25 protein-coding genes are annotated in these 24,218 nt (G+C 37.2%); 11 read left to right on the top strand and 14 right to left on the bottom strand.

The genetic code is table 11. The features are described 5' to 3' along the window. The first annotated feature begins 9 nt into the window (after positions 1–9). The 4 genes from FBR08_RS05250 to FBR08_RS05235 all read left to right on the top strand — a co-directional run bounded on the left by FBR08_RS05250 (position 10) and on the right by FBR08_RS05235 (position 5,007). The gene (locus FBR08_RS05250; protein WP_158961753.1) at positions 10–1,056 is read left to right on the top strand and encodes a sensor histidine kinase; all 1,047 of its coding nucleotides are present in this window, start codon (positions 10–12) and stop codon (positions 1,054–1,056) included. Further along, entirely contained in the window at positions 1,053–1,769 is a 717-nt protein-coding gene (locus FBR08_RS05245) for a LytR/AlgR family response regulator transcription factor (protein WP_158961752.1), read from the top strand. The genes FBR08_RS05250 and FBR08_RS05245 overlap by 4 nt, the downstream gene beginning before the upstream one ends. A gap of 195 nt (positions 1,770–1,964) precedes the next feature. Beyond that, on the top strand, positions 1,965–3,335 hold the full coding sequence (gene radA / locus FBR08_RS05240; RefSeq protein ID WP_158961751.1) for a DNA repair protein RadA: 1,371 nt from the start codon (positions 1,965–1,967) through the stop codon (positions 3,333–3,335). A gap of 19 nt (positions 3,336–3,354) precedes the next feature. After that, entirely contained in the window at positions 3,355–5,007 is a 1,653-nt protein-coding gene (locus tag FBR08_RS05235; protein ID WP_158961750.1) for a DUF4139 domain-containing protein, read from the top strand. 36 nt (positions 5,008–5,043) lie between these two features. Here the strand turns inward: FBR08_RS05235 and FBR08_RS05230 are convergent, their stop codons facing one another. The 4 genes from FBR08_RS05230 to FBR08_RS05215 all read right to left on the bottom strand — a co-directional run bounded on the left by FBR08_RS05230 (position 5,044) and on the right by FBR08_RS05215 (position 8,379). Next, complete coding sequence (locus tag FBR08_RS05230) at positions 5,044–6,501, bottom strand: oligosaccharide flippase family protein (protein ID WP_158961749.1); 1,458 nt, start codon at positions 6,499–6,501, stop codon at positions 5,044–5,046. A 26-nt stretch (positions 6,502–6,527) separates the two neighbouring features. Beyond that, complete coding sequence (locus FBR08_RS05225; RefSeq protein ID WP_158961748.1) at positions 6,528–7,283, bottom strand: PdaC/SigV domain-containing protein; 756 nt, start codon at positions 7,281–7,283, stop codon at positions 6,528–6,530. Between the two features lie 74 nt (positions 7,284–7,357). Continuing rightward, positions 7,358–7,900, bottom strand: a complete 543-nt coding sequence (locus FBR08_RS05220) for a hypothetical protein (protein WP_158961747.1) — start codon at positions 7,898–7,900, stop codon at positions 7,358–7,360. 8 nt (positions 7,901–7,908) lie between these two features. Continuing rightward, positions 7,909–8,379: an Lrp/AsnC family transcriptional regulator gene (locus FBR08_RS05215; RefSeq protein WP_158961746.1), complete on the bottom strand. Its 471-nt coding sequence runs from the start codon at positions 8,377–8,379 to the stop codon at positions 7,909–7,911. 71 nt (positions 8,380–8,450) lie between these two features. Between FBR08_RS05215 and FBR08_RS05210 the strand changes: the two genes are divergently transcribed. Together FBR08_RS05210 and FBR08_RS05205 are read left to right on the top strand one after the other, a co-directional pair. Continuing rightward, complete coding sequence (locus FBR08_RS05210) at positions 8,451–9,107, top strand: Crp/Fnr family transcriptional regulator (RefSeq protein WP_233266252.1); 657 nt, start codon at positions 8,451–8,453, stop codon at positions 9,105–9,107. 82 nt (positions 9,108–9,189) lie between these two features. Continuing rightward, entirely contained in the window at positions 9,190–10,260 is a 1,071-nt protein-coding gene (locus FBR08_RS05205) for an SDR family oxidoreductase (RefSeq protein WP_158961745.1), read from the top strand. Positions 10,261–10,291: 31 nt separating this feature from the next. Here the strand turns inward: FBR08_RS05205 and FBR08_RS05200 are convergent, their stop codons facing one another. Continuing rightward, entirely contained in the window at positions 10,292–11,203 is a 912-nt protein-coding gene (locus FBR08_RS05200) for a GNAT family N-acetyltransferase (RefSeq protein WP_158961744.1), read from the bottom strand. A gap of 109 nt (positions 11,204–11,312) precedes the next feature. On the opposite strand from FBR08_RS05200, the gene FBR08_RS05195 reads away from it, so the two are divergent. Beyond that, on the top strand, positions 11,313–12,122 hold the full coding sequence (locus FBR08_RS05195) for an AraC family transcriptional regulator (protein WP_158961743.1): 810 nt from the start codon (positions 11,313–11,315) through the stop codon (positions 12,120–12,122). 141 nt (positions 12,123–12,263) lie between these two features. Here FBR08_RS05195 and FBR08_RS05190 read toward each other — a convergent pair whose 3' ends face one another. Beyond that, complete coding sequence (locus FBR08_RS05190) at positions 12,264–13,130, bottom strand: hypothetical protein (RefSeq protein ID WP_158961742.1); 867 nt, start codon at positions 13,128–13,130, stop codon at positions 12,264–12,266. Positions 13,131–13,389: 259 nt separating this feature from the next. On the opposite strand from FBR08_RS05190, the gene FBR08_RS05185 reads away from it, so the two are divergent. Continuing rightward, entirely contained in the window at positions 13,390–14,064 is a 675-nt protein-coding gene (locus FBR08_RS05185; RefSeq protein WP_199268631.1) for a carboxylesterase family protein, read from the top strand. Positions 14,065–14,072: 8 nt separating this feature from the next. Here the strand turns inward: FBR08_RS05185 and FBR08_RS05180 are convergent, their stop codons facing one another. The 8 genes from FBR08_RS05180 to FBR08_RS05145 all read right to left on the bottom strand — a co-directional run bounded on the left by FBR08_RS05180 (position 14,073) and on the right by FBR08_RS05145 (position 18,804). After that, positions 14,073–14,564, bottom strand: coding sequence for a hypothetical protein (locus FBR08_RS05180; protein ID WP_158961741.1), 492 nt, complete (start codon positions 14,562–14,564; stop codon positions 14,073–14,075). A gap of 87 nt (positions 14,565–14,651) precedes the next feature. Continuing rightward, positions 14,652–15,512, bottom strand: a complete 861-nt coding sequence (locus FBR08_RS05175; RefSeq protein ID WP_158961740.1) for a hypothetical protein — start codon at positions 15,510–15,512, stop codon at positions 14,652–14,654. Between the two features lies 1 nt (position 15,513). After that, on the bottom strand, positions 15,514–16,227 hold the full coding sequence (locus tag FBR08_RS05170; protein WP_158961739.1) for a hypothetical protein: 714 nt from the start codon (positions 16,225–16,227) through the stop codon (positions 15,514–15,516). A 41-nt stretch (positions 16,228–16,268) separates the two neighbouring features. Next, positions 16,269–16,697, bottom strand: coding sequence for a hypothetical protein (locus tag FBR08_RS05165; protein WP_158961738.1), 429 nt, complete (start codon positions 16,695–16,697; stop codon positions 16,269–16,271). Then, complete coding sequence (locus FBR08_RS05160; protein ID WP_158961737.1) at positions 16,694–17,374, bottom strand: tetratricopeptide repeat protein; 681 nt, start codon at positions 17,372–17,374, stop codon at positions 16,694–16,696. Before FBR08_RS05160 ends, FBR08_RS05165 begins: the two co-directional genes overlap by 4 nt. Before the next feature lie 24 nt (positions 17,375–17,398). Further along, a complete protein-coding gene (locus FBR08_RS05155; RefSeq protein ID WP_158961736.1) occupies positions 17,399–17,974 on the bottom strand; it encodes a hypothetical protein in 576 nt (191 codons plus the stop codon). A gap of 56 nt (positions 17,975–18,030) precedes the next feature. Continuing rightward, the gene (locus FBR08_RS05150) at positions 18,031–18,582 is read right to left on the bottom strand and encodes a hypothetical protein (protein WP_158961735.1); all 552 of its coding nucleotides are present in this window, start codon (positions 18,580–18,582) and stop codon (positions 18,031–18,033) included. Between the two features lie 6 nt (positions 18,583–18,588). Continuing rightward, entirely contained in the window at positions 18,589–18,804 is a 216-nt protein-coding gene (locus tag FBR08_RS05145; protein ID WP_158961734.1) for a hypothetical protein, read from the bottom strand. A 557-nt stretch (positions 18,805–19,361) separates the two neighbouring features. Between FBR08_RS05145 and FBR08_RS05140 the strand changes: the two genes are divergently transcribed. The 3 genes from FBR08_RS05140 (at position 19,362) to FBR08_RS05130 (ending at position 24,215) form a co-directional block, all read left to right on the top strand. Beyond that, positions 19,362–19,907: an RNA polymerase sigma factor gene (locus FBR08_RS05140; protein ID WP_158961733.1), complete on the top strand. Its 546-nt coding sequence runs from the start codon at positions 19,362–19,364 to the stop codon at positions 19,905–19,907. Positions 19,908–20,000: 93 nt separating this feature from the next. Beyond that, positions 20,001–20,879, top strand: coding sequence for a FecR family protein (locus FBR08_RS05135; protein ID WP_158961732.1), 879 nt, complete (start codon positions 20,001–20,003; stop codon positions 20,877–20,879). A 42-nt stretch (positions 20,880–20,921) separates the two neighbouring features. Next, the gene (locus tag FBR08_RS05130) at positions 20,922–24,215 is read left to right on the top strand and encodes a SusC/RagA family TonB-linked outer membrane protein (RefSeq protein ID WP_158961731.1); all 3,294 of its coding nucleotides are present in this window, start codon (positions 20,922–20,924) and stop codon (positions 24,213–24,215) included. Positions 24,216–24,218 lie beyond the last annotated feature (3 nt).

Genomic DNA, 24,218 nt, shown 5'->3' with positions numbered 1-24,218 from the left:
TGAATCATTATGACAAAGAGGCAAATTATATGCATTCACCTTCTTTTTTGGGTGGTTTTTATCGTCCGCAGTTCGATGTATTTCAACTACGATAATTTGCAATATGAATTAACGTTTTGGGGAGAAACAGCAGAAAAGAAAGTATTTCGCTATTATAACTTTATTTTTTCAGCACTAAGTGCGGCGGTGTTTTATCTGAATTATTTCTATATTATTCCCAAGTTTATAGGGGCCAAAAAGTTTGTTCGCATTCTCTTCGGTGTACTCTTGAGTTATGCCATTTTTATCGGGTTACGCTATTTTCTGGAAGAATATTTGTTGAATGTATTATACGGTTTCACCAATTACAATCGCTTACTCCCCCTTTCTTTTTACATTTTTGACAATTTGTATTTTGCAAGTTTGAGTATTATTCCCTCGATTACCCTGTGGTTTATTGTGCATTTCGTACAATCCCAAAAGGAAAAAACAGAGGCTTTGGCGTTGAAAACAGAAGCAGAAATCAACTTTTTAAAATCGCAGGTCAATCCTCATTTTATTTTTAATACGATGAATAATATTTACTATTTAGTGTATCAAAAATCAGAGTTAGCTTTGCCGGCCATTGAAAAATTGAGTCAATTGATGCGTTATGTTACCTATGATAGTCAGCAGAAAACAGTTGCTTTACAGGCTGAAATTGAGTATATTGGCAATTATATTGAATTGGAGTGCATGCGTATTCAAGGGGAGAAATATATCCAGTTTACCAAAGAAATTGAAAACCCCTTGTTGCAAATCCCCCCTCTTTTATTGCTGCCCTTTATTGAAAATGCCTTTAAACACGGAGAGGTGATTGATGCCGAAAATCCGTATGTAATTTCCATTATACAACGAAAAAACACCTTGATTTTTGAATCGTCCAACAAGATCAATACCTATCAGAAAGATAAACAAAAAGGCATTGGCGTAGAAAATATACAAAAGCGCTTGACTTTGCATTTTCCAGACCAGCATCAATTGACCATTGATCAAACAAAATTGACCTATTTTTGCAAGCTAACAATAGCATTATGAATCCAATCCGCTGTTTTATTTTAGATGATGAGCCCTTGGCCATTTCCCTATTGACGGAATACACTAAGAATATTCCCCATTTGGAATTGGTAGGAGCGTCTACCTCTGCTATTGAAGCCTTGCAAGTTTTGACGGTAGAACCCATCGATTTGCTGTTCATAGATATTCAGATGCCTCAGCTCACGGGGTTGCAAATTATGGATATCTTGGGAGATAAAACCAAGTATATCATCACATCTGCCTATAGTGAATATGCTATAAAAGGGTATGAATACCAAGTGTTGGATTATTTGTTAAAACCGATTTCTTTTGAGCGTTTTTACAAGAGTATTCAGAAGGCAAAAGACTACTTTCATCCCCAAGCGTTACCAACTCCAATACCTAAAGAAACAGGAGATGCTAATTTTTTATTTGTCAAAACAGATGGTAAATTAATTAAGATTTTTCTAAAAGATTTACTTTTTGTAGAGGGGCTAAAAGATTACTTATGCCTGCATTTGAAACAAGAAAAAATAATCATTCTCGATACCTTTACGGAACTAGAAAAAAGATTGCCAGCCACCGATTTTATGCGCGTACATAAATCTTATGCGGTTCGCTTGGATCAAATAGATACCATTGAGCGTAATCGATTATTTATCGGCAATCAAATTATTCCCGTAGGAAAAACTTATATAGAACAATTTCAACGTTGGATTAAAAATCATCAGTAAATAACTGAATAAAGCGATATATCCTATTGCTTTATGTATTGTAGCCTCGTTGATATATTAGACTCTTCTGTTTTTAGGAACAAAATGAGTTGTTGTACGAGACAAGTACGTGTTCCGTTTATACCTAAAAGGGGGAGCCTATATTTGAGCTTTTAATCGTAAATTTGATGTTTAGAACTAAAAGTATAGGTAAGCATGGCAAAAGTAAAAACGGCTTTTTTCTGTCAAAGTTGTGGATCTCAATCTCCCAAGTGGATGGGACAATGTCCGACGTGTAAAGAGTGGAACACCTTGATAGAAGAGGTGATTCAGAAAGAAGAAAAAACAGGGTGGAAAGCCGTTAGTTCGGGTGCCTCAACTTCCAAACGTGTAGCCAAGCCTTTGAAAGTAAAAGAAATTGACAGTGCAGAAGAAATCCGAATGAATACCTTGGACGGGGAGTTAAACCGCGTGCTGGGAGGAGGATTAGTGCCTGGATCTATGGTTTTACTTGGAGGTGAACCGGGAATTGGAAAGAGTACGTTGTTGTTGCAAATTTCGTTGCGCTTACCTTTTAAAGTACTCTATGTTTCTGGAGAAGAAAGTCAGAAGCAAATTAAGATGCGCGCAGAACGCATCAATCCCAATAATGAGAATTGCTATATCCTAACAGAAACCAATACCCAAAATATTTTTCGTCAGATTGAAGAAATTCAACCCGATGTATTGATTATTGACTCCATTCAAACTTTGCATACCGATTATATTGAGTCTTCGGCTGGAACTGTTTCACAGATTAAAGAGTGTACAGCGGAACTAACGAAGTTTGCCAAAGAAACAGGAACGCCTGTTTTAATTATTGGTCATATTACCAAAGATGGGAGTATTGCGGGGCCGAAAATGTTAGAACACATGGTCGATACGGTGTTACAGTTTGAAGGAGATCGCAATCACGTGTACCGTATTTTGCGTGCCAATAAAAACCGTTTTGGATCAACAGCCGAATTGGGCATTTACGAAATGCAAGGCAGTGGTTTGCGTGAAGTGTCGAATCCGTCTGAGATTCTGATTTCGCATAAAGATGAAGAATTATCCGGAACGGCTATTGCGGCCACTTTAGAAGGAATGCGTCCGCTGATGGTGGAAGTGCAATCGCTGGTGAGTACCGCAGTCTATGGAACCCCGCAACGCAGTGCTACGGGATATAATCTAAAACGATTGAATATGTTATTGGCTGTGCTTGAAAAAAGAGCAGGATTTCGCCTCGGACAAAAAGACGTCTTTTTAAATATTACGGGGGGAATTACCGTGGATGATCCCGCGATTGACTTAGGGGTTGTGGCGGCAATTTTATCTTCGGATCAAGATATCTCCATTGAAAAAGGAGTAACCTTCGCTGGAGAAGTTGGACTTTCTGGAGAAATCAGACCGATTAACCGCGTGGATCAACGCATTCAAGAAGCTGAGAAATTGGGTTTTACCCAGATTCTAGTTTCGAAATACAACAAAATTTCGTACACGGGAACGGGAATAAAAGTTATTTTAGTAACGAAGATTGAAGATGTTGTCGAACATCTCTTTGGATAAAAATTGAAAAAAAAGTAGCATGAAAAAAGGAATAGTTTTATGGATGGCATTGAGTGCTGTCGCAGTATGGGCGCAAAAACCCGTCTATACGAAGGCAAATTTGGAGAGTGCTCGCGTATATTACGATGGAGCAGAATTAACCCAAAATACACAAGTAACTTTACCCAAAGGATTGTCTGAAGTGGTTATTACCAATGTATCGGATCAATTGATGGAAAACACCATCAAAGTAGGATCGATTAATGAGGTAACGGTGATGTCGGTTCAGTTTTCCAATGCCTATATTGAGGAATATGACAATGTGAATAACTCACCTTTGATGAAACCGTTGCGTGATAGTATTGCTACGATGGAACAGAAATTAAGTAGTATTACCAATGCAATTAATGCCGATCAAAAGGCTATTGAATTTATGGATAGCTATAGTTTTGATGATAAATCGATGGGTAGTAATTTTACAGATGTGTCAAAATGGGTAGAGTATTATGGGAAAAAAAGACATGAATTATCTAATTCCATTTTTATAAAAACAAAGGAAAAGGAAAAAATAGAAACCAAGTGGAATGATTTAAAATCTCAGTTGACAATTGGTGGTGATAAATCAGAACGCACCAGTCGAGGTAAGTTAATTGTACAAGTGATGAACGCAAAAGAAGGGAATATTCCCTTCCGAATTAATTATGCGACCAATCGCGCTCAATGGACTCCTTCCTATGATTTGCGTATTGATAAAATAAACACACCAATTAAAATGATGTACAAAGCGCAAGTGGTTCAAACGTCTGGTATTGATTGGCGCAATGTGAGATTGAGTTTGACTTCAGGAAAATTGAATCAGAATTATACCATTCCAACTTGGAGTACTTGGTTCGTTCAATATGAAGTCCCTCTTGCTAATACAGTAGGCTATAGCAGTTATGAATCATCGTTATCAGATGTCTCTCGAATGATTGAGGGTAAAGCCGCTGGGCTTAATGTCAGAACTAGACGATCAAATAATGAAGTTTCTTATGAAGATCGTCAAACCGTAGCTGAATACACCACTATAAGTGAAAGTGAATTGAATGTAACCTTTGATATTGCAATCCCGTATTCAATTTTGAGCAATGGAAAACGCCACAGTGTGGATTTGAATACGTTTGATATTAGTGGGGAGTACAAGTTCTATGCTGCACCAAAATTGGATGCTAATGCCTACTTAGTAGCAGAGATTAAAGACTATGGTAAGCACAACTTATTATCTGGGCAAGCCAATGTGATTTATGACGGAATGAATATTGGACAAACGTATTTATCTACAGAAAATACAGAAGAAAAATTGCGTTTGAATATCGGGAAAGATCCAAATATTTCAATCAGTCGCGAATTGATCTCAGATAAATCAGGCACAAAAACACTATCGTCTAAAAAAGAACAGACGTTTACCTACGAGATTAGCATCAAAAACAACAAAAAAGAAACAGTAGCAGTACAAGTAGAAGATCAATATCCTGTGAGTACAGACAATTCAATTGAAGTTACCTTAAATGAGGTATCCAAAGGAACAACTGAAGCAGAGAAAGGATTAATTACTTGGAATGTCCCTTTGCAACCGAATGAGGTGAAAAAGATACGAGTAAGCTATACGTTGAAGTACAGCAAAGACAAAAACATAGAGAATATCCACTATTAAATAGAAACAAAAAGCCACGCAATCGCGTGGCTTTTCTTATTTTTTAAGTATTCGTTTCAAGGTGTTTTTTTCTTGACTATATACCACTGCTGCGAATAGAAGCAGGGCTGCAAAACCAACGAGATAGTTTTCTCTAAAGTGGTAGAAATAGATATAGGATAAGAGAATGGATAATCCCATATACAAACCAATGGCTTTTTTGTCATACGGTATCGGGTAGTATTTTTGTCCCAGTACGTAAGATACGAGCATCATGGATCCATAAGCCAATAGGGTGGCAATAGCAGAACCCATATATCCCCAAATAGGAATTAACGCATAGTTGAAGATTAGGGTTAATACAGCTCCAAAAATAGAGATATACGCCCCCATACTCGTTTTATCGCGCAACTTATACCAAACGGATAGGTTGGTGTAGATACCCATGCATAAATTCGCCAAAATGATGAGGGGAACTACAGTCATCGCATCCCAATAACTTTCATTTCGAATGAATAATACCTTTAAAATATCAGCAAATACCACTACCCCCAACATAATCAAACTTCCCATTAAGATGAAGTATTTGGTTACGGTTGCATATTTGGTAGGAGCATCGTCATTTTTGGCATAATTAAAGAAAAAGGGTTCAATCCCCAAAGTATAAGCCTGTCTAAATAACACCATAAAAAGGCCTAGTTTATAACAAGCCGCATATTTTCCAACTTCAGCAGAAGCTATATCTGCGGGTAATAAACGCTGTAGTAAAATTTTGTCAAAGCTTTCGTTGATGGCAAAAGCCAATCCCGCCACCATCACCGGGAAACTATAACGCAACATCTGTTGCAATAACTCCTTGTTGATGTTGAAATTCAGTTGCCAATAATTCTTAGTGAATACGAAAAAGGTTGCCGCACTAGCTACCAAGTTGGCAATGAAAATATACTCTACCTGAAAGTTTTCTACATAAATCGAGGCAAAAACAGAAGTAGGATTATTCGTTGCCAATAAAGGCAAGAAATACAAGAATAATACATTTAATACCGAATAGATACAAACATTTCCAATACGAATTGCACTGTAATACAATGGGCGTTGGTCAGCTCTTAGTTTCGCAAAGGGAACAATCACCAAAGCATCCAGAATCAAGATCCACAATACATAGTAGAGGATATTGGTTGGAATGTGAAGTAGGTTGGACCAGAAATCAACAAAAGCAAAACCGAGAACCCCAAAAACAAGCGTGGTTCCAGTTAAAAAAAGCATGCTGTTGTTGATTACCTCTTGCTTATTATCCCGAGCATTATAAAATCGAAAGAAAGCCGTTTCCATTCCGAAGGATAGGATCACATTCAGCAACATCATGATGGAAAAGATCACACTATATTCCCCATAGGCGTCATTTTTCATTAAGTCCGTGTGAAACGGAACTAAAAAGAAACCAATTACTTTAGGAAAAACAGCGGCTAAACCATAGATGGCTGTTTGTTGAAAAATTTTTTTATAAATACTCACTGTGTCGAGCGTTAAGGGTCAATAGTTTATTTTTCTGCCGTTGCAGGTTCCACGTTTATTTTTAAAAAAGGAAGAACACGTGCTTTGGGGAAGTCAATTTTTGTTGGACCATTGTAGCGGGCATCCTCATCTACTGCATTGTAAATAAATCCTATGCTATCTTCATAAAAGAAAATACTTTCTGGATATTTCAACTGGTTGTTTTTCGTCCAAATATCCATTTTATCTTTCAATTGCAAGGCCATGAGTTTTTGCAATTCTTCCCAATTGCTAATTAAATCTTCTACTTTGTATAAATCTCCCGTTTTTGGATTGAAGTTTAGAGCGACTTCACTTTTAAATCCATAAGCTCCACCCGCAAAAGTATAGTATTCAAGCGCGATAGAAAGTAAATCTGCATTGTAAAAGGTAATATCTCCTTCTACTTCTGCCTTCCAAGGGAGGGTTTCGTCGGGAAATTTAGCAACAAATTCCTTGTAGTTGGCAATGTAGTTTTTACTAAGCTCCTCTAATGTTGTGCTACTCGCTGTTACATCATCTACTGCGACGATACTATCGATGGTTGCTACAAGATGTTGGTTGATTTTTGCTGCAATTTCGTGATCTTCATTGGTTATTACCGGAAGACTCAGTTTGATGGTTGTACATTCCTCGTCGATGCAGTTGTCTGAAGATTGTACAAATTCTCTTTGCTCAAATTGCAAGGCCTCTGAAGAGTTGTTCTTGGTATTGCAACCAACCATAAAGGTGAGTAATAACGAGAAATAGATAACTTTTTTCATAGACTTTCTTTTCTTACAAAACTAAGGATTAATGTGCTGAAAACTAAGGAAACTTGTAAAATGCGTTGCTTTTTTTATTTTAAGAGCAAGGTAGATAGTATTTTGTTATGTGCCTTTTTCGTTTGGTCGTAAACGTCGTTTTTAACAAGGTTAGATGTGATTTCATAGGATAAACCCGAATCGCTTTTTAGAAGGAAGTAACTCGTTTCGATAGGTGTTTCTGTTTGTGAAATCAAGATAGAATAAAATACTCCAGTCTTGTTTTGTATAATAGTATCTCTTATTTCTTGTTGAATGGTAAAGGGAGGGATTAGGTCTCGAAGTTGTTCAAGATGTGCGTGTAAATACTGCTCCATTGGTATTCCGTTTAGCTGTAGTGGATGAATGCGCAAGTAGTTGTTTCTTTGTAGAGACTCCTTTTTGAAAATCAAGTAATTGACTCCTTCTTTTTCGTCTACTTGTTTGCCATTTAGTTGTACAAATGAACCTCCAGTATCCATAGAATCTAGTTGAAATCCTTTTAAATCGTCAATTCGAATGAGGTGATTCTCAAAAGAAGTGGGTTTCGAACAGCTACTAAAATAAAGTAGACTCGCCAATAAGAGTGCTTTTTTCATTTTGAATGTTATAGTAGATTAATTTTGATATTGTGCTCGTTTTTTATCTCGCGCATGACAAAAGAACTATGTGTACTCCCAATGCTGTCCACCATCGCCAATTTGTTGAAAACAAAGTCTTGATAATGACGCATATCATTGGCGTAAACCTTTAATAAAAAGTCATATTCACCCGAAATATTATAACACTCAACCACTTCTTCAATCTTTAATATATCTTCAATAAACTTATTGTTGATGATGCGTTCATGTTGTTTGAGTTTTACATTACAGAATACGACAAAACCTCGGTTTAACTTCTCGGCATCGATTAAAGCGATGTATTTTTTGATAAAACCTTCTTGTTCCAAGCGCTTTACACGTTCAAAAACAGGAGTAGATGATAGATTAACCTGTTGAGCTAATTCTTTTGTAGTTACATTGGAATTTTCTGATAATAAGTTGAGTAGCTTTAAATCTATGTCGTCTAAGTTATGCATTTTTTTGTTTTTAAGTGTGTCATACAAAGGTAGGTGAAAACAAGTAGGAATGGAAAAAAGCGCTTTATGAATTGCAAGGGAAGGTCGAAAAAGATCGCATTTCGGCCAAAGGATTTGTATCTTTGAGTGATAAAGTTAAGCTTATGTTATACGACAATCTTTTCAAACACATAGAACAGAAAGTTCAACTGACTCCAGCAGAAAAAGTGCAGATATCGTCTTTTTTTCGTTTTAAAAAGTTGCGAAAACGCCAATTCTTGTTGCAAGAAGAAGAAGTTTGTAGGGATTTTGCCTTTGTGAGTCAAGGGCTATTGAAGTCGTATGTCTTGGATGAAAAAGGCAATGAAAACATTAATCTTTTCGGTTGGGAAGGATGGTGGATTGCTGATTTTCAGAGCTTTTTGTTTCAAACGCCAGCTACTATGGCTATTGAGGCAATGGAGGATTGTGAACTTTTGCTTTTGTCAAGGGAACAGTATGACCAAATGTTGGATGAAGTTCCTATAATGGAGCGCTATTTTCGTTTGGTTTACGAAAAGAGTTTGGCTACCAAAGATCAACGACTCGTCTATACTCAAACTTATTCTGCTGAGGAGAAATACTTGCATTTGATGGAAAATTATCCCGAATGGGCACAGCGAATTCCTCAGAGTTTGCTCGCGTCTTTTTTAGGATTAACCCCAGAGACATTTAGTCGTATTAAGCATAAAAAAAGACAATCTCCTTGATGTAGATCAAGGTTCGTTCTTATTATAGGTCAAAGGACAACAAAAGGAGGCCCACTAACTTTGTTCCTATAAATACGAACAGATGAATGATAAAGCACTAATAATTGGAGTCAGTGGAATTGTGGGAAGCAATTTAGCTGAAGAATTAGTAAATCAAGGATGGGAAACGCATGGATTAGCGCGTAATCCTCATGTGGGTATAGCAGGTGTAATTCCAGTGGAAGCCAATCTTTCCGATTTTTCTCAATTGCAACTTGCATTAGCTGATTTGACACCAACCCATGTATTTTTTACTTCTTGGATGCGCGGGAATTCAGAAGAAGAGAATATTCAGTTGAATCGCGGTTTTGTACGCGATGTATTAGCTATTTTATCGCCTAAAAAAAGCGTAAAACACGTAGCATTGGTCACTGGATTGAAGCATTATTTAGGTCCTTTTGACGCTTATGCAAAAAGTGGAACACTGCCACTAACTCCCGTAAAGGAAGAGCATCCGCGTTTGGATCTTCCCAACTTTTATTACGCACAAGAAGATGAGGTGTATGCTGCCGCTGCTCGCGATGGTTTTACGTGGAGTATTCACCGACCACACACGATTGTTGGCCAGGCCAAGGGAACGAATCTAATGAATATTGGCACCACCTTGGCTGTATACGCAAGTCTGTGTAAAGCAGAAGGTAAACCCATGATTTGGCCTGGATCTGAAGCGCAATGGAAGGGATTATCGGATGTGACTGATGCCAAGATATTAGCCAAGCAATTGGTCTGGGCAGCACAAGAAAAACAAGCAGCCAACCAAGCCTTTAATGTTGTTAATGGAGACGTTTTTCGTTGGAATCACTTGTGGTTTGAATTAGCTCATTGGTTTGGCGTAGAAGCGCAAGGCTTTCAGGGGGAAATACAACCCTTGGAAAAACAACTAGAGGGAAAAGAAGCGAGTTGGGAGCAATTGTCACTTGACAGCGGATTAAAAATAAAAACACTGCATCAAATCACGTCTCCTTGGCATACGGATTTAGATTTAAGCCGTCCCCTTGAAGTGGTAACTGATATGTCAAAAAGTAGAAGGCTAGGATTTAACGCATATCAATGCACACGCGATTCTTTTTATGCATTGTTTCAACAGTTAAGAGAAGAAAAAAGTATTCCATAAATAAGCAAAGGAGAGCGTAAAGCTCTCCTTTTTAGGTATGAGATAAAAGGGAAATCATCGTTTGTTGCGCTGTAAAAAAGGGAACAAGTGTAGAGGTAACAAATAAAGTTAAATCCTCTTCTTTGTAAGGGACGAATGTATAATCACCCGATATAGGAGTATACCCTAAGGTGATACGAGTTGTGTTTTCAGTAGCTAATGCATGGAAGGCTTTATCTAGTTGATTTTGATCGAGGTAATAAGCCTGAAAAATCAATAAATTGCCTTCTTCTTGCTGGGCGATGAGTAAAGTTTTCAATTCGGGAATGACGTAAATCGAATCTGAAAATCCAAATGCCGGATTCGCATAACAGTAAAAATGAGCTAATCCATAATTTTGGGTATCAAAACGACAAGCTGTTTTTCCCTTGGTTATATAGTGTTGAAAGAGCTGTAGATCCTGATTCGCGTTGAGGTCTAGTCGCTGGACTTGATAATCACTGGGTTGTTTCTCGAGCATTTTCGTTGCTTGAAATTCGGGTACTTTACTAAAACCAAATTTGGGGTAAAAATCCAAAACCGTATTATTGGCAAATAAGAAATAACCATCCAATTGACCGCGATAAGCGTCAAAAATGTACTCCATTAAAAAGCGTGATAGCCCTTGTTGGGTATGGGTAGGTTGGGTCATTACTGTTCCCAATTGCCCAAGATACAATTCTTTATTTGGGGTCTTGGTGGTAAATAAACTCAAGGTGGTATGAGCAACAATCGTTTCACCTTCGAATAGAGAAAAAATAACACATGTATCATTCCAATATCCCGATTGATAGTAGGATTCAAAAGTAAATTCCCAAAAATCAAAAGTCATTGTATTGAATGCTTTTCGCAACTGCTCTTGGTTTTGATACGCAATGTGCAAGGTGTATGTTTTGTTGTTTATTGTGATTTGTTTTGTCTGCATAAATACTATTATATGGTGCAAAGTACTCTATTTCAGTCTAAATAAGTATCGATGATTTAAAGGTAATAATGTGCAAAAGGTTATATTTGTGAATTAATATTAAAATAAAGTGAAGCATATTCAAGTGCTGCGATCGAACGAACTCTTTAGTTTGTGGGATCCAACAGCCATTCAACAGCAGGGACAAATTATCTTGTCTTATTGTATCTCAGGAACAACAAAGGTGGCCATTAATACAACGAACTATTTTGTATCTCCAGGGACGTTGTTGACTTTGCTGCCTCAAAGTTTGGTGTTGAATCAACAACCGAGCGTTGATTTTCAGTGTGTGCACCTTGTGTTTAGCTTTCGCGCGATTGATGAGATGATTTTACCGACCAATTACAACTTTTTAAGTGTATTGGTGGAACAACCGTTAGTCGTTTTAGAACAAGAAGACCGATCTCTTTTTGAACAATATATTGCTCTTTTTCAGCAACAAGAGTCAACGGACTCTATTTTTCAAGTAGATGCTTTGCGTTATCTGTTGTATTCCTTTATTGCGCATATCAATCGCGTATATCAACAAGAGGAAGGAGCGATGCAGCCAAGTTCGCGTAAAGATGTTGCGGTATTTCAATTTTACAATTTGCTACATCAATATTATCTCGTAGAAAAATCAGTTAATTTCTACGCGGATCAACTGAAATTAAGTCCTAAATATTTGACGACCTTAATTCGCCAACGTACGGGAAAATCCATATCAAAAGTGATTAGGGAATTGGTTCTTATCAAGGCAAAAACCTATTTGACTGCTACGGATTTCCCTATTTATCAAATTGCAGAACAGTTGCATTTTGCTGATGCTACTACGTTTTGTCGTTATTTTAAGACGTATGTGGGGCATAGTCCGATGAAATATCGTCAAATCCATAGGTAAGAAAGAAGAGAAATGCTTAGATCCTAATTAAGGACATTATCCAAGGGCCTTTAGATAAGCATAAACTACTCGGATGTGCTTGATACCATAGAGTAGAACATAAAAAAACCGATTAGTTTGCTAATCGGTTTTTGGTGTATCTTATTGTTTAACTTCTGTTTCTTTTACTGTGTAAGTATAGGTGATGTCAAAGGCCACTATGTTGTCCTCTCTTTTTCCTTCGTAATAGATCGCTTTTGTAGGCAAATTAGCTTCATTATAGGTGTAATCAACATCTGCGACTTCATTTGCTGCAGTGAATGAAGTTACGTTATTGGGAAATTTGTAAGTATAAGGAAATACGTAGTTGAAATTGAATAACAAACTAGTCAAATCATAAGGAAGATTGTAAAAAGGAGATACTTTATCATCATAACTCAATTTAATATTTTGACCATTAACCTTAAATCGATCGATTTGATTCTTTTCGTTATACGTATAATCAACGAGTAAATTAGCGCCCAATGCGTTATTGGTAATCATCTGTTTGTTTTCGTTATGATGAAAGTTAGCCGTGAACTCACCACCTTGAGCTACTAAATCATATTTTGTTGATCGCAATAAATCATTAGCATAGGTGTATGTGTACTCTTCAACAATAGTAGAACCATTTTTAAGGGTAAAGGTTTCTAACCTTCCTTGAGCATCTAATTTATGATGCATTTCAAGGGATTGTTCTCTCACAACCTCATTGTTGGTATAGCCTGTATCGGTGTATAAAATTTTGCTTAATTTAAAATCAGCATCGTATTCTAATTTGTAATTGACGTGAAGCAAATAGTTCTCATTTGCTTGCTCGTCTTCATCATAAAAATTTTGTTCGATAGCACTTAAATAGTGTGTTTTTTCGGTAACGATTGGCTCCGGTCCTGGCCCTGGTCCTTTGACACTTGCACTATCATCTGAGCTACAATTGAACAGAAATACGCTAAAACTTGCAAAGAATAAGGTCTTGATTGATTTTTTCATTTAGTTTAATTTTGTTTTCTACGTTTTTGTTTAAAAATAAGACATCTCACAATATTGTTAAAGAAATTATGTAATCATTAACATAATTTAGGGCTACTGTTTTTTGAGTTTCTATTGTTTTTACCTGGTTCTTTGATAGTAAAACCTTGTGCTTTAGTATATTGCTTTGTTGATGTATTGAGGGGGGGTAAACACAACAATTGTAGTTTTTTTTTCTGGGTGTTTTGTTAGAATACAACTATATTTAGATAAAAATTCTATGCGTTTTATTCTGTTTATTATGGGGTTGATTTCCTTGAATTTAGGAGCTCAACCTAAAGCTGTTTTAGATCAAACAGCTTATCAATTTTGGGTCAATGAGCCGAGTACGGTTGAAGAAAAGAACCCTTTGGTTATTTTTTTGCATGGGCGCAGTTTATCAGGTACGAATATTGAACGTGTCAAGCGATATGGTCCACTCAGGGGAATAGAGAAAGGATTGAAGCTACCAGCTTATTTAGTGGCTCCTCAATTGCCTTCAGGGCCGTGGAATCCAGATAAAGTAGATGAGGTTGTTCAGTATATGATTGAACATTACGCCATTGATGAGAGTCGCATCTATGTAACAGGAATGAGTTTGGGTGGATACGGAACGATGAAGTATGCCAGTAAATATGCCAATCGTCTAGCTGCTGCAATTGCTATCTGCGGAGGGGGAGAAGCCAGGGATGCTTGTAACTTAACCAGTCTCCCGATTAAATTGATTCACGGGGATAAAGATTTTATTGTACCCCTAAAAGAATCAAAAAATATTTTGACTGCTATTCAAGCGTGTAATGTTAAAGCCCCCATAGAACTCGAAGTTGTTAAGGGAGGAAATCACGGAAGTGTAGAAGATTTATATCGCCATATTACCTTATATAATTGGTTGTTTCAACATACAAAAAAAGAATAACAACTCTGTTATTCTTTTTTTGTATCAGGTAAAGTATAGTGCTCAAGTAGATGCTGACATGCTTCTTTTTGAGCATCAGAGATTGAGAAATAGTACATTTGATGGGCCGTTTGTACGTGTAGAAAAAGCCCGTCATTAAATATAAAAGCTTCTCCATTTTTATTTTTTCGATGTCCCCACCCTCCGAATTTAGTGGTATAATCTAAAGCCATGAGTGCTATTTGTTGGATATCAGATAGGGGAATGTGGTTTTCTTTTTTTGAAAAAGAGTGGAATGTATAGGATATCCCTTCTTCTGAAATTTGAATCGCTAAACCAGATTTATACATATAATAGGCACTTAGGACTAAGACAATAAATACAAATCCGAGTAGGGATATAAAGATCGTATCCTGAGCATAAATATAACCAAGTACAGCAATAAGGATTAAAGGTATAGCGATGGCTAGTCGTGCTATTTGAGGATATCGGGTTTGATCGTAGAAAATTAGATCACGCATGAAAAAGAAGGGTTAGGTCAGTGACTGTTTACATTTAATTTTAAGACTAAAATACTATATATATATAGGATACTAAAAAAGAATGATTTATTCCTTTCGCTTTATGGCATAGGAAATTGTGACTACCGGTAATCCCCAAAGTTTTAGTTGTTGATTGGCTGTTAATCCATTTGAATGGGCTTGTACGACGAGTTTATCTTTGAAGGAAGGAATAAATCGTGCCCAGTACTTTTCTTTGCTATCTTGTAATAGAAAGTAAAAGCCCGCTTCTCCCCATTGGTTACCACTCGAATCTAAAATCAATTCTCCTTGTGTACCAACCTGTGGTTTCATGAGGACGGTAGCATTGCCATTGGGTAATGGAAATACTGCTTTTACGGCTTTTTTACCTGTAGGCAATAGACAAGTGCTATAAACACCAGAAAATACAATGGTCCCTTGAGAAGGAAGGGTTCTCAGCCAAAAGGTATAGCGTATTTCTTTCGTTTGAGGTGCGATTAATTGAATAATCTCGCTGGTTATAGGCTCATCTTGTAGTTTGTTTTTTATGGGTATATGCAATTGTTTGAGTCGGTGGCTAAACAAGGCGTTTACGAGATAGCCACAACATTTGAAGATGGGGTTCCATCGTAAACTCATGCGGAGGTTATATTCGGAAGTTTGTTCGTAAAAATCGACAATACGGGGATCTATTTTCGCTTGATTCTCTGGCGATAGTCCCAATACAGAAAGCGAAGAGAGTAAACCAGCATGGGTGCAATTTCGCAAGATGACTAGTTGTTCTTCTTGGGCTAATTGGTAGATAAAATCTTCTCCTGCATCGCCTACGCGTCCAAAGGGGCCAAGTAACCAAGAGCTGTCATCGGAATTCAATTGTTTGCCTCTTAAAATAACCCATTGTTGGGTAACCCAATCTTGTTTATTTTGGTTGAACGATATTCGACTCATGTTATAAGGGATGATTGGGTTGAGGTATATAGTGTGTTTTTCCCTGCCAAGTGCCATATTCAGCAAGGGGTTTAAAACGCAACGTACTAAATTCGACGTGAAAATCTTTGCGATTTCTTTCTTGCATGGCTTCTCGGTGTCGTTGTGGTTGGGCAACCTGGCTATGTCCCTGCACCATATCGGTCATGCTTTTTAAAGAAGGCCAAATCGAAAAGGTCGAAATCGTGGTCGGAAATTTAAATGATGCCAAGGCTAATGTAGGAGCAGGGTGATCGCGAACCAATTGCTCAGTCGGTCGTCCCCAACGAATAAAGCGTGGAATTTGAAAGTATCGCATGCGCGCTAAGGTTACCGCTACTACAGCTTCCTCTTCTTCTGCTAAGGACACGCCTTCTGCGGGAATTTGGTAGTTAGATAGGGTTCCCCATTGTCTGACAAACTGCAAGCGCGTATGCCAGCCTTTGGCTAGTTTCTTTCCGATGGAATGGGTTGCTAAATAGTGTTCTAAGGCTGTCTCATTTTCCCATTGTGCAAAAACAACAACTCGACGGATTAAAAATCGCGCGGGTGAAAATACTGGCGACCCTAAAACCATCGCATGCATGGTGTCTGCGTGAATTAATCCCTTTATGTATTTGGCTTTGGGTGGAAAAAGCAATATTCTTAAACTACTAAAGAAAGAGACCTGTGCAAGATGATAGGAAAAAATTGTCATAGAAGTGATTAATAGTGGGATAGATGTAATCTAGGTGCTGCTTACTTATCTAAAAGAGACATTTGTTCCGTCTTAGCCGCCGTTTTTATATGTCTTTTTCTATTGCTATTTACTATTGTTTTGCTCCAATGCGCAATAAAAATGTCATAACCGCCAGAATTGATTTTTTCCTTTTCCGTTAGTTCAAAAATCCAGCTGCCTCTTATATTATCTGTTTCATTGTTCATTGTAATGTTCTTAAAATAGGTCGATTTGCTAATCAATCTTCCTCCAGAAGAACCCGTAACAAAAAGAACTTTTTTGTTCGTGAGATCGATACCTTGTCGTTGTTCTTCACTCATGTGTTGCATGAGGTATTGAGCTTCTTCTAGTGTCAAAACAGGGTTATCTGTCAAACCTAATTGGTTTATTTCTTGACTAAATAAGCTAATCGAAATAAAGAAGAAAAGGAAGGTGATTTGTTGTTTCATGTTTTTTGTATTAGTAATAATAGTTCGTTAGCAGGTCGATGGTCTTGATCGCGATTTGCTTTCTCAAAGTAGAATCTTGCTTTTTCGGTTGATTTTTCTATGTAGGTGCCTTCTAAATAATAGAGACCCAAATAATAATTAGCATCGTCAATTTCATAGCCTGTATTATTGTTTTCAGGATCATTTTTCGCGATCGTTTCAAAAATAATAAAGGCTTTTTCTTTGTTGATTGGTGTGCCTAGTCCATAATAATGGCAATAGGCAATTTCGATAGAAGGTGCTTTATTTATGGTCTGGGCTATTTGATAAAGGGAAAAGGCTTTGGCGTAATCTTCAAGATCGCGATAAATTAAAGCCTGATTAAATGCGGCATGTCCACGATTATTATCAATGCCTATTTGATATAGGTTAAGGGCTAGGGCTATGTCTTTTTTGCAAAATAAACCTTCGCTATAGAAATCAGCTAATCGAATGGTAGCATCAATATGACCTTTTTGAGCCGCTTTTTGATAGAAATGAAAGGCTTTGTGTTGATCTACTTCAATGTGTTCTTCTTCATTGATTGCATAACCATGCTCTAGGTGATTCGCAATTTCATAAAGTAGGTCACCCGGGGCAGTTTCAGCTTGATCCAGTATGCGCTGCCATGCTGTTAAAGAATTAAACTGTTTTTGCATTATTTTAAAATTTAGTAAAACGATTTAAAGCTTGTCTTTAGTCCAAATCAAGACAACCCCATTTTTTGCATTTTGCCCGTAAAGTTCAATCGATTGTTCTCCCTTTTTTTCGAAAATATAAGCAATTTGATTCGACGATGATAATGTGTTGATTGCTTTTTTTGTTTCCGTATGATGAATTTTATGTCCATCTATATACAAAACAGGATCTTGAGCATCCGTATAGATATGGGAGGAAAATCCGTAGTAGGTATCCTTAAATTTCGGTATAATTTCGCTTAATAGGGATTGAACTCGTTCAAGTGAAAGTTGAACTGCATAATTAATGATTATAAGATCTTTTCGAAGGATGGTTGACTTCTCCGTTTTCAATACCTCTATTGAAACCGCCTTAGCTGGATCTATACTGTCGAGTTTGAGCTGAATGACTGCTGATTCGGAATCATCAAATGGAAGGCCATTAATGATAAAAAGGGCCGTTGGATCAGCATTTGTTTTACGCAATAATTGCTCTTTATCTAGTTTTTGTGCTAGTAAAGGATGGAACCAACTCGTTGAGAGGAAAAACAAAAAAACAAAAAAAGGGTGCTGTATCATCATATCGACCTTTATATTATTTCCAAAAATTGGGTTTATCCAAAAATTCTGGGGGGTGTTTACTCTTGTTCGTCTTGTATCGCTTTATTAATTAAATTCCTCTCGTTTTTTCTCTCCGATTTAATTCGATCTGCTTGCTGTTTTTGGTTGTATTTATCGATATCTGTGTTGAAATGCATGTTTCCCTCAGCTAGCCAAGAACCTTGTCGAACCATAAGTCCATACCAAATACAAGCCTCATCTCCACAATTGTGCTTGGAATAATCCCCAAAATTACGGTGTTTAATTCGTTTGTCTTTTAGAATTTGATGCTGATTTCGTTTGACATCACGCCAAATTTGTTGTTCATCTCCCGCTGTTAATTCTTGCCCTAAATAAGCTACTTCAACATAGGTTTTAGGATCTTTAAGTTGGAGAAAATCAAAGGGTTTTTTAAAAAAGCGATGCGCATACGCTCGAAGCTCTAGTTTCTCTTCCAGTGTTAAACGTTCATGTTCTACAAGAGATCGATATAAACCTAAGGTATTAAAATCCGTATACTTATTATGATTGTCAATGTAGAAGAGGTATTCTTTTAGTGTTAGTGTACGAAAGGGTTTTCCTATTTTCATGCGGAGTTATTTGTAGTAGGCTTGATCTTTATACTGCAAAACAAATGCACGTGCCTGAGTTAAATTTTCGGGATATTCTACCTTTTTAGTGGTTTTTTGTCCGTTTAGAACTTCAAAAATAGGTTGATACAAAAAGCCATGGGCTAGGAGAAAAGCAACTGTTTTCCATTTTTGATCGTCGGACTTTTTGGGAGCTCTAAACCGATGCGTCAGTAGTATCATAGGATTGGAACAAGTGGGACATGGATAGATCTTTCCAGTACCAAAATCAATCAATCTAGTGAAGCATAGTCTACAAGGTAGACAAATTTTTTTATATCCCATGTTTTTAATTTAATTTCCAATAAATAAGTGAATTATACTAAAGGTAGACAAATTTTTAAGGATTGACTTTTACTCGATTGAAGTTCTTGACTTATAGTTTCTATATCGAAAAGTTAAAGTAGGTGGTATTCATGAGATACCACAGTAGCATACTTATCTATCTATATTACAGGTTAATTCATTACCAGAAGGTATAATCGTCGTTGCTAATTTCTCAAAGTGTATAACTAGGTCGCACCTTGCGATCGCATTTAAAAGACTTAATGGATTGGTAATCTTGTGCTCGAATTGGTTCTGTTTATAACGTAGAGCGAAAAGGAAAAACGGAAGGTTTTTATGGGTAATTGGTTCTTTTGTAGTGATTTAGTTTTTTTTTAAAAACTTAATGATTTAATAAAATAACGGGTTTAGCCTTGGAGGAATGGAATAAATACTTTTACGCTAAAAAAGAGAACATGTCTAAGCGTAACGATTACCTGTTAGATCAGATCTATATGGAACTTTGGAAACCTTTATACTCCTATGCTTATACCATTACAAAAGATAGCAAGCAATCGGAAGATATCATTCAAGAGATTTTTATTGATGTGTGGAATAGATTGGACACCCTAGAAATTCACAATATAAAGTCGTATTTATATGCAGCAGCCAAGTACAAGAGCTTTGAATATATGCGAAAACGTCCGTTTACAACGAATGAATTGGAACTAGCCTATGAAGCTCTACAAGAATGCGATTTGATGACAGCGGAAGAACAGCAGATTTTTAAAGCCTATTTATTGGATCAGATTAAACAAAAGGCAGCAGAACTTTTACCAGAGAAATGTTATCAAGCGTTTCAATTGCGTTTTTATGCGGAACAATCTTATGCAGAAATTGCTCAAGCCATGAATATATCTGAACACACAGTTAAAAATCATATTACCAAAGCGTTGCAAACCCTGCGCGCACATTTACCATATTCCATTGAACTCATTTTTCTTCTCGTTTATTTACATTAAGGTATTGTTACCAAGATTAATCTTGTGTAAAGTTTACCTAACAGATTAGTCCATGTTCCGTTTTCTGACACTCTATAGAAAACAGTGTATTTTATGGATAAAAAAATAAGAGCAATTTTACAGCGTTTCGCGCAAGGCAAGACGACAGTAAAAGAAAATGCTTTTTTAGACCGTTGGGTGGATAAAATGCAAGTTTCCACACTAGAGCATTTAGAAGATACCGAACGTTTGGAGCTAAGAATCAAAAGTAAGATTCAACAGCATAAGCGTCAACGCCAACGCAAGCGAACGATTTTCAAGGTGGGGGCCTTTTGTGTGGCGATTGCGCTTCCCATTGCCCTATTCATTTGGAAACCCCTTTCAACCCATACACCGCTGCTCTATACTGCTGATCAGGACATGACCGTGGTCTTAGAGGATCATTCATCCGTTACGCTTTACAAGGGGAGTTCCCTCTTGGTTGCTTCAGCTTTTAATCAGGAGAATCGTCAGGTGACCCTAAAGGGCAAAGCGGACTTTTCCGTCACTAAAAACCCCAATCTCGCTTTTATCGTTCACACGAAAAATATTCAAACAACGGTTTTGGGAACGAGCTTCCTTGTTGATGATTCAGATGTAGCATATAAAGTAAAAGTGAATTACGGAAAAGTAGCTGTTTTAGAACGAGAGCATACCAAACTTTTTGTTTTACAAGCTAAGGATAGTATTGTTTGGAAAAACCACCAGCAAGTTGCCAATACACTGAATCACACTCAAGCTTTTTTCAATTTTAAAGGAAAAGAGATGCACCAGGTTGTTGCGGAATTGGCCGCGTATTATCAAATACCTATTGTCCTTCAGGATCCGACTAAATCCCATATTTTGGTGCAAGGGGATTACCCTAAAAAAGAGCTCTATGCGATTTTAAATAGTCTTGGATTTATCCATAATCTTTCCATAAAAAATAAAAATCAAACCATTAGTATTCAATAGTAAACGACAAACACAACAATGAACAATTTCTTTAAAACAAGGATGAAAAAGCAATTCTTGCTTTTATTTCTCCTTATTGCAACAACCGGATGGGCGCAAAAACGCGCACTGAAAGACGTAGAAGTACGGCTCTCAAGTCAAGAAGTAACAGTAGAACAGATTATCGAAGCGATTGAGCAACAAACGCAGTTAAAGGTTTTTCTCGACCAAACCATCAATACTCAGAACAAGATTAGCTTAACCACTCAAACGGTATCCTTACAAACAGTATTGCAGGTATTACAAAGTAAATGGGCAATCGCACATCAGATGGATGATCAACTCCTTTCATTAAAACAAGGTAAATCCAAGGGCAAGCGAATCAGTGCTAAAGGCGTAATTGTCGCAGAAGACGGTTTGAGTCTTCCTGGGGCGACAGTTGTCAACTTAAATTCTAAACAATCCGCTATGTCTGATTTAGATGGCGCATTTAGTATGGAAGCACAAGAAAATGACTTACTAGAGTTTTCTTTTATGGGATATCAATCCATCGTACAAAAAGCAACGAGTAGCATGCAAATTAAATTAAGTGAACAGGCGTCTGCTTTAGATGAGATTGTAGTGATCGGTTATGGAACAGTGAAGAAAAAAGACTTAACAGGTTCCGTTGGGCAAGTAAGTGGAGAATTGATTGAAGAGCGTAATACAACCCAATTGTCTCAAGCCTTACAAGGTCAAATGTCTGGTGTGACAGTAACGAGAAATAGCAATAAAACTGGAGCGGGTGCTACAATCCGCGTACGAGGAATTACTACGATTGGCGATAGTAATCCTTTGATTATTGTCGACGGTGTGGCTCAAGATAATATCGATGAGGTGAATACGAATGATATTGCAGAAATATCCGTTTTAAAAGATGCTTCTGCTGCTTCAATTTATGGAGCTAGAGCTGCGGCAGGGGTTATTTTAATTACGACAAAAAGAGCAAAAAGCGGAGAATTTCAATTCAGCTATAAGGCAGATTACGGGATAGATAAACCCACAGCTATGCCTAAACCTGTAGATTATAAACGCTATATGGAAATGATCAATGAAATGTCTTGGAATGATGCAGGAAATCCAGAAAATGGACAACATAGTATTTACAGTCAAGAAGCGATTCAAACGTGGAAGCAAAATAATACTCTCGATCCTGATCAATTTCCCATTACAGATTGGCAGGATTTATTGCTGAAAAAAGCCGCCTATCAACAGCGTCATGCATTTTCTATGTCTGGAGGAGGCGAAAAAACCAAATCTCGTTTGAGCATGACCTACGATAATAATGAAGCACTTTATGCCGTTGAAAACTTCAAACGCATCATGATGCGTTTGAACAATAGCGTTGAAATCAACTCGTATTTGTCTGGAGATGTTGACTTTTCTTATAATTCTACCAATCAAACCTCACCAACCAATAATCCCGTTTGGGAAGCCATGCGTTATGCCCCGATTTATGCAGCAACGTGGCAAGATGGAAGAATAGCAGAGGGTAAATCAGGTTCAAATGCCTATGCAAGTTTACATTATGGAGGGGAGAATAAGCACTATTCAGATAAAGCCTATGGGCGTTTTGCTTTAAATATTACACCGATACGTGATGTAAAAGTGTCTTTGGTTGTAGCTCCTCAATTGTACTTTAATCGCAGAAAGAATTTTACCAAACAAATTCCCTATTATGATGCTCAAGATCCAACGCGTTTTGGAGGGTATATCAATGGACATGCAAGTACCAAACTCGTGGAGAATAGAAATGAAGGCAAACAGTTGACCAAACAAATATTGATTAATTACAATAAAACGTACAATGATCACAGCTTTAATCTATTAGCGGGATATGAAGACAATTTTAATTCGGTAGAAAGTTTAGGGGCTTCTGCCAATAATATGGAGTTGGATAATTTTCCTTATTTGGATTTAGCGCCTGTGGATTATATGACCAACTCAGGGAATAAATACGAAACCGCCTACCGTTCCTTTTTTGGTCGATTGATTTACAATTACAAGGATAAATACCATATCCAAGCCAATATCAGAAAAGATGGTTCTTCTCGTTTTCATTCCAACTATAGATGGGGAACGTTTCCTTCTGTATCCGTTGGATGGACCCTTTCTAATGAGGAATTTATGCAAGGGCAAAACGTATTTAGCAATTTGAAAGTAAGAGGGTCTTGGGGAATGCTAGGAAATGAACGGATTGGAAATTATCCCTACCAATCGTCTATTGGTTTTTCCAATACGTTGTTTTACCAAGATGGACAGATTTTATCTTCGTTAACGGCTGCTCAAATTCAATATGCGATTGAGAATATTACTTGGGAAACGACAACCTCTACCGATTTTGGAGTGGATATGTACTTCTTAAATAACCGCTTAGGAATAACTGCAGATTACTATAAAAAGAAAACCAAAGATATGTTGCTCGAGTTGGAGATTCCCGCTTTTATGGGATTTGAAAATCCAAGTCAAAATGCTGGAGAAATGCATACAGAAGGCTGGGATTTGGATGTCACTTGGAGAGATCAGATGAAAGATTTTAAATACAGTATTGGTTTGAATGTATCGGATTCTAAAACCATGATGGGGAATTTAAATGACCGTATTGTAATTAGCAACAATCAAATCATTAGAGAAGGAACGCCTTACAATGCATGGTATGGATATGTGGCAGAGGGATTGTTTCAATCGCAAGAAGAAATTGGCAATAGTGCGTTATTGAGTACTACAACGAAACCAGGAGATGTAAAGTACAAAGATATTAGCGGCCCTGATGGAGTACCAGATGGTAAGATTTCTGCTGATTATGATCGTGTACCTCTGGGAAGTTCATTGCCTCGTTTTACCTATGGGGGGAATATCCACATGGAATATAAAGGTATTGAGTTGGGCATGGCTTTTCAAGGTGTAGGCAAGAGACAAAGCTTGTTGACAGAAGAGCAAATGAGACCTTTCCAATCTTCTTGGACAAGTCCGATGCAAGAGATAGATGGTAGATATTGGAGTCCATATAATACAGAAAGTGAAAATATAGCAGCAAAATACCCACGATTATCACATGCAAGTGCTGAAAATAACAACTATAAAACATCTACCCTTTGGCTAGTTAATGGTGCTTATTTCAGAATTAAGAACATCACCCTAGCGTATAACTTCCCTAAAGAAGTAACCAAGCCTATTCTAATTGATCGATTGAGAGTATACCTATCCTTGAATGACTTTTTTACGGTAAGTGATTTTCCTAAAGGTTTCGACCCAGAAACACTCTATAATTCTTATATCACCAAATCCATCAATTTTGGAGTATCGGTTAATTTTTAAACG

The organism is Myroides fluvii (assembly GCF_009792295.1).
Classification (GTDB): domain Bacteria; phylum Bacteroidota; class Bacteroidia; order Flavobacteriales; family Flavobacteriaceae; genus Flavobacterium; species Flavobacterium fluvii_A.
Note: the sequence above shows the minus strand (reverse complement) of the source record. Positions and strands in the feature narration are given on the sequence as shown.

Bases quoted from the DNA above. Each gene is read 5' to 3' on its own strand.
- radA (WP_158961751.1), top strand. From the start codon at position 1,965: ATGGCAAAAGTAAAAACGGCTTTTTTCTGTCAAAGTTGTGGATCTCAA.
- FBR08_RS05155 (WP_158961736.1), bottom strand. From the start codon at position 17,974: ATGATGATACAGCACCCTTTTTTTGTTTTTTTGTTTTTCCTCTCAACG.
- FBR08_RS05205 (WP_158961745.1), top strand. From the start codon at position 9,190: ATGAATGATAAAGCACTAATAATTGGAGTCAGTGGAATTGTGGGAAGC.
- FBR08_RS05135 (WP_158961732.1), top strand. From the start codon at position 20,001: ATGGATAAAAAAATAAGAGCAATTTTACAGCGTTTCGCGCAAGGCAAG.
- FBR08_RS05225 (WP_158961748.1), bottom strand. From the start codon at position 7,283: ATGAAAAAAGTTATCTATTTCTCGTTATTACTCACCTTTATGGTTGGT.
- FBR08_RS05165 (WP_158961738.1), bottom strand. From the start codon at position 16,697: ATGAAACAACAAATCACCTTCCTTTTCTTCTTTATTTCGATTAGCTTA.
- FBR08_RS05130 (WP_158961731.1), top strand. From the start codon at position 20,922: ATGAAAAAGCAATTCTTGCTTTTATTTCTCCTTATTGCAACAACCGGA.
- FBR08_RS05235 (WP_158961750.1), top strand. From the start codon at position 3,355: ATGAAAAAAGGAATAGTTTTATGGATGGCATTGAGTGCTGTCGCAGTA.
- FBR08_RS05145 (WP_158961734.1), bottom strand. From the start codon at position 18,804: ATGATACTACTGACGCATCGGTTTAGAGCTCCCAAAAAGTCCGACGAT.
- FBR08_RS05190 (WP_158961742.1), bottom strand. From the start codon at position 13,130: ATGAAAAAATCAATCAAGACCTTATTCTTTGCAAGTTTTAGCGTATTT.
- FBR08_RS05140 (WP_158961733.1), top strand. From the start codon at position 19,362: ATGTCTAAGCGTAACGATTACCTGTTAGATCAGATCTATATGGAACTT.
- FBR08_RS05180 (WP_158961741.1), bottom strand. From the start codon at position 14,564: ATGCGTGATCTAATTTTCTACGATCAAACCCGATATCCTCAAATAGCA.
- FBR08_RS05215 (WP_158961746.1), bottom strand. From the start codon at position 8,379: ATGCATAACTTAGACGACATAGATTTAAAGCTACTCAACTTATTATCA.
- FBR08_RS05245 (WP_158961752.1), top strand. From the start codon at position 1,053: ATGAATCCAATCCGCTGTTTTATTTTAGATGATGAGCCCTTGGCCATT.
- FBR08_RS05185 (WP_199268631.1), top strand. From the start codon at position 13,390: ATGCGTTTTATTCTGTTTATTATGGGGTTGATTTCCTTGAATTTAGGA.
- FBR08_RS05160 (WP_158961737.1), bottom strand. From the start codon at position 17,374: ATGCAAAAACAGTTTAATTCTTTAACAGCATGGCAGCGCATACTGGAT.
- FBR08_RS05220 (WP_158961747.1), bottom strand. From the start codon at position 7,900: ATGAAAAAAGCACTCTTATTGGCGAGTCTACTTTATTTTAGTAGCTGT.
- FBR08_RS05250 (WP_158961753.1), top strand. From the start codon at position 10: ATGACAAAGAGGCAAATTATATGCATTCACCTTCTTTTTTGGGTGGTT.
- FBR08_RS05150 (WP_158961735.1), bottom strand. From the start codon at position 18,582: ATGAAAATAGGAAAACCCTTTCGTACACTAACACTAAAAGAATACCTC.
- FBR08_RS05170 (WP_158961739.1), bottom strand. From the start codon at position 16,227: ATGACAATTTTTTCCTATCATCTTGCACAGGTCTCTTTCTTTAGTAGT.
- FBR08_RS05175 (WP_158961740.1), bottom strand. From the start codon at position 15,512: ATGAGTCGAATATCGTTCAACCAAAATAAACAAGATTGGGTTACCCAA.
- FBR08_RS05200 (WP_158961744.1), bottom strand. From the start codon at position 11,203: ATGCAGACAAAACAAATCACAATAAACAACAAAACATACACCTTGCAC.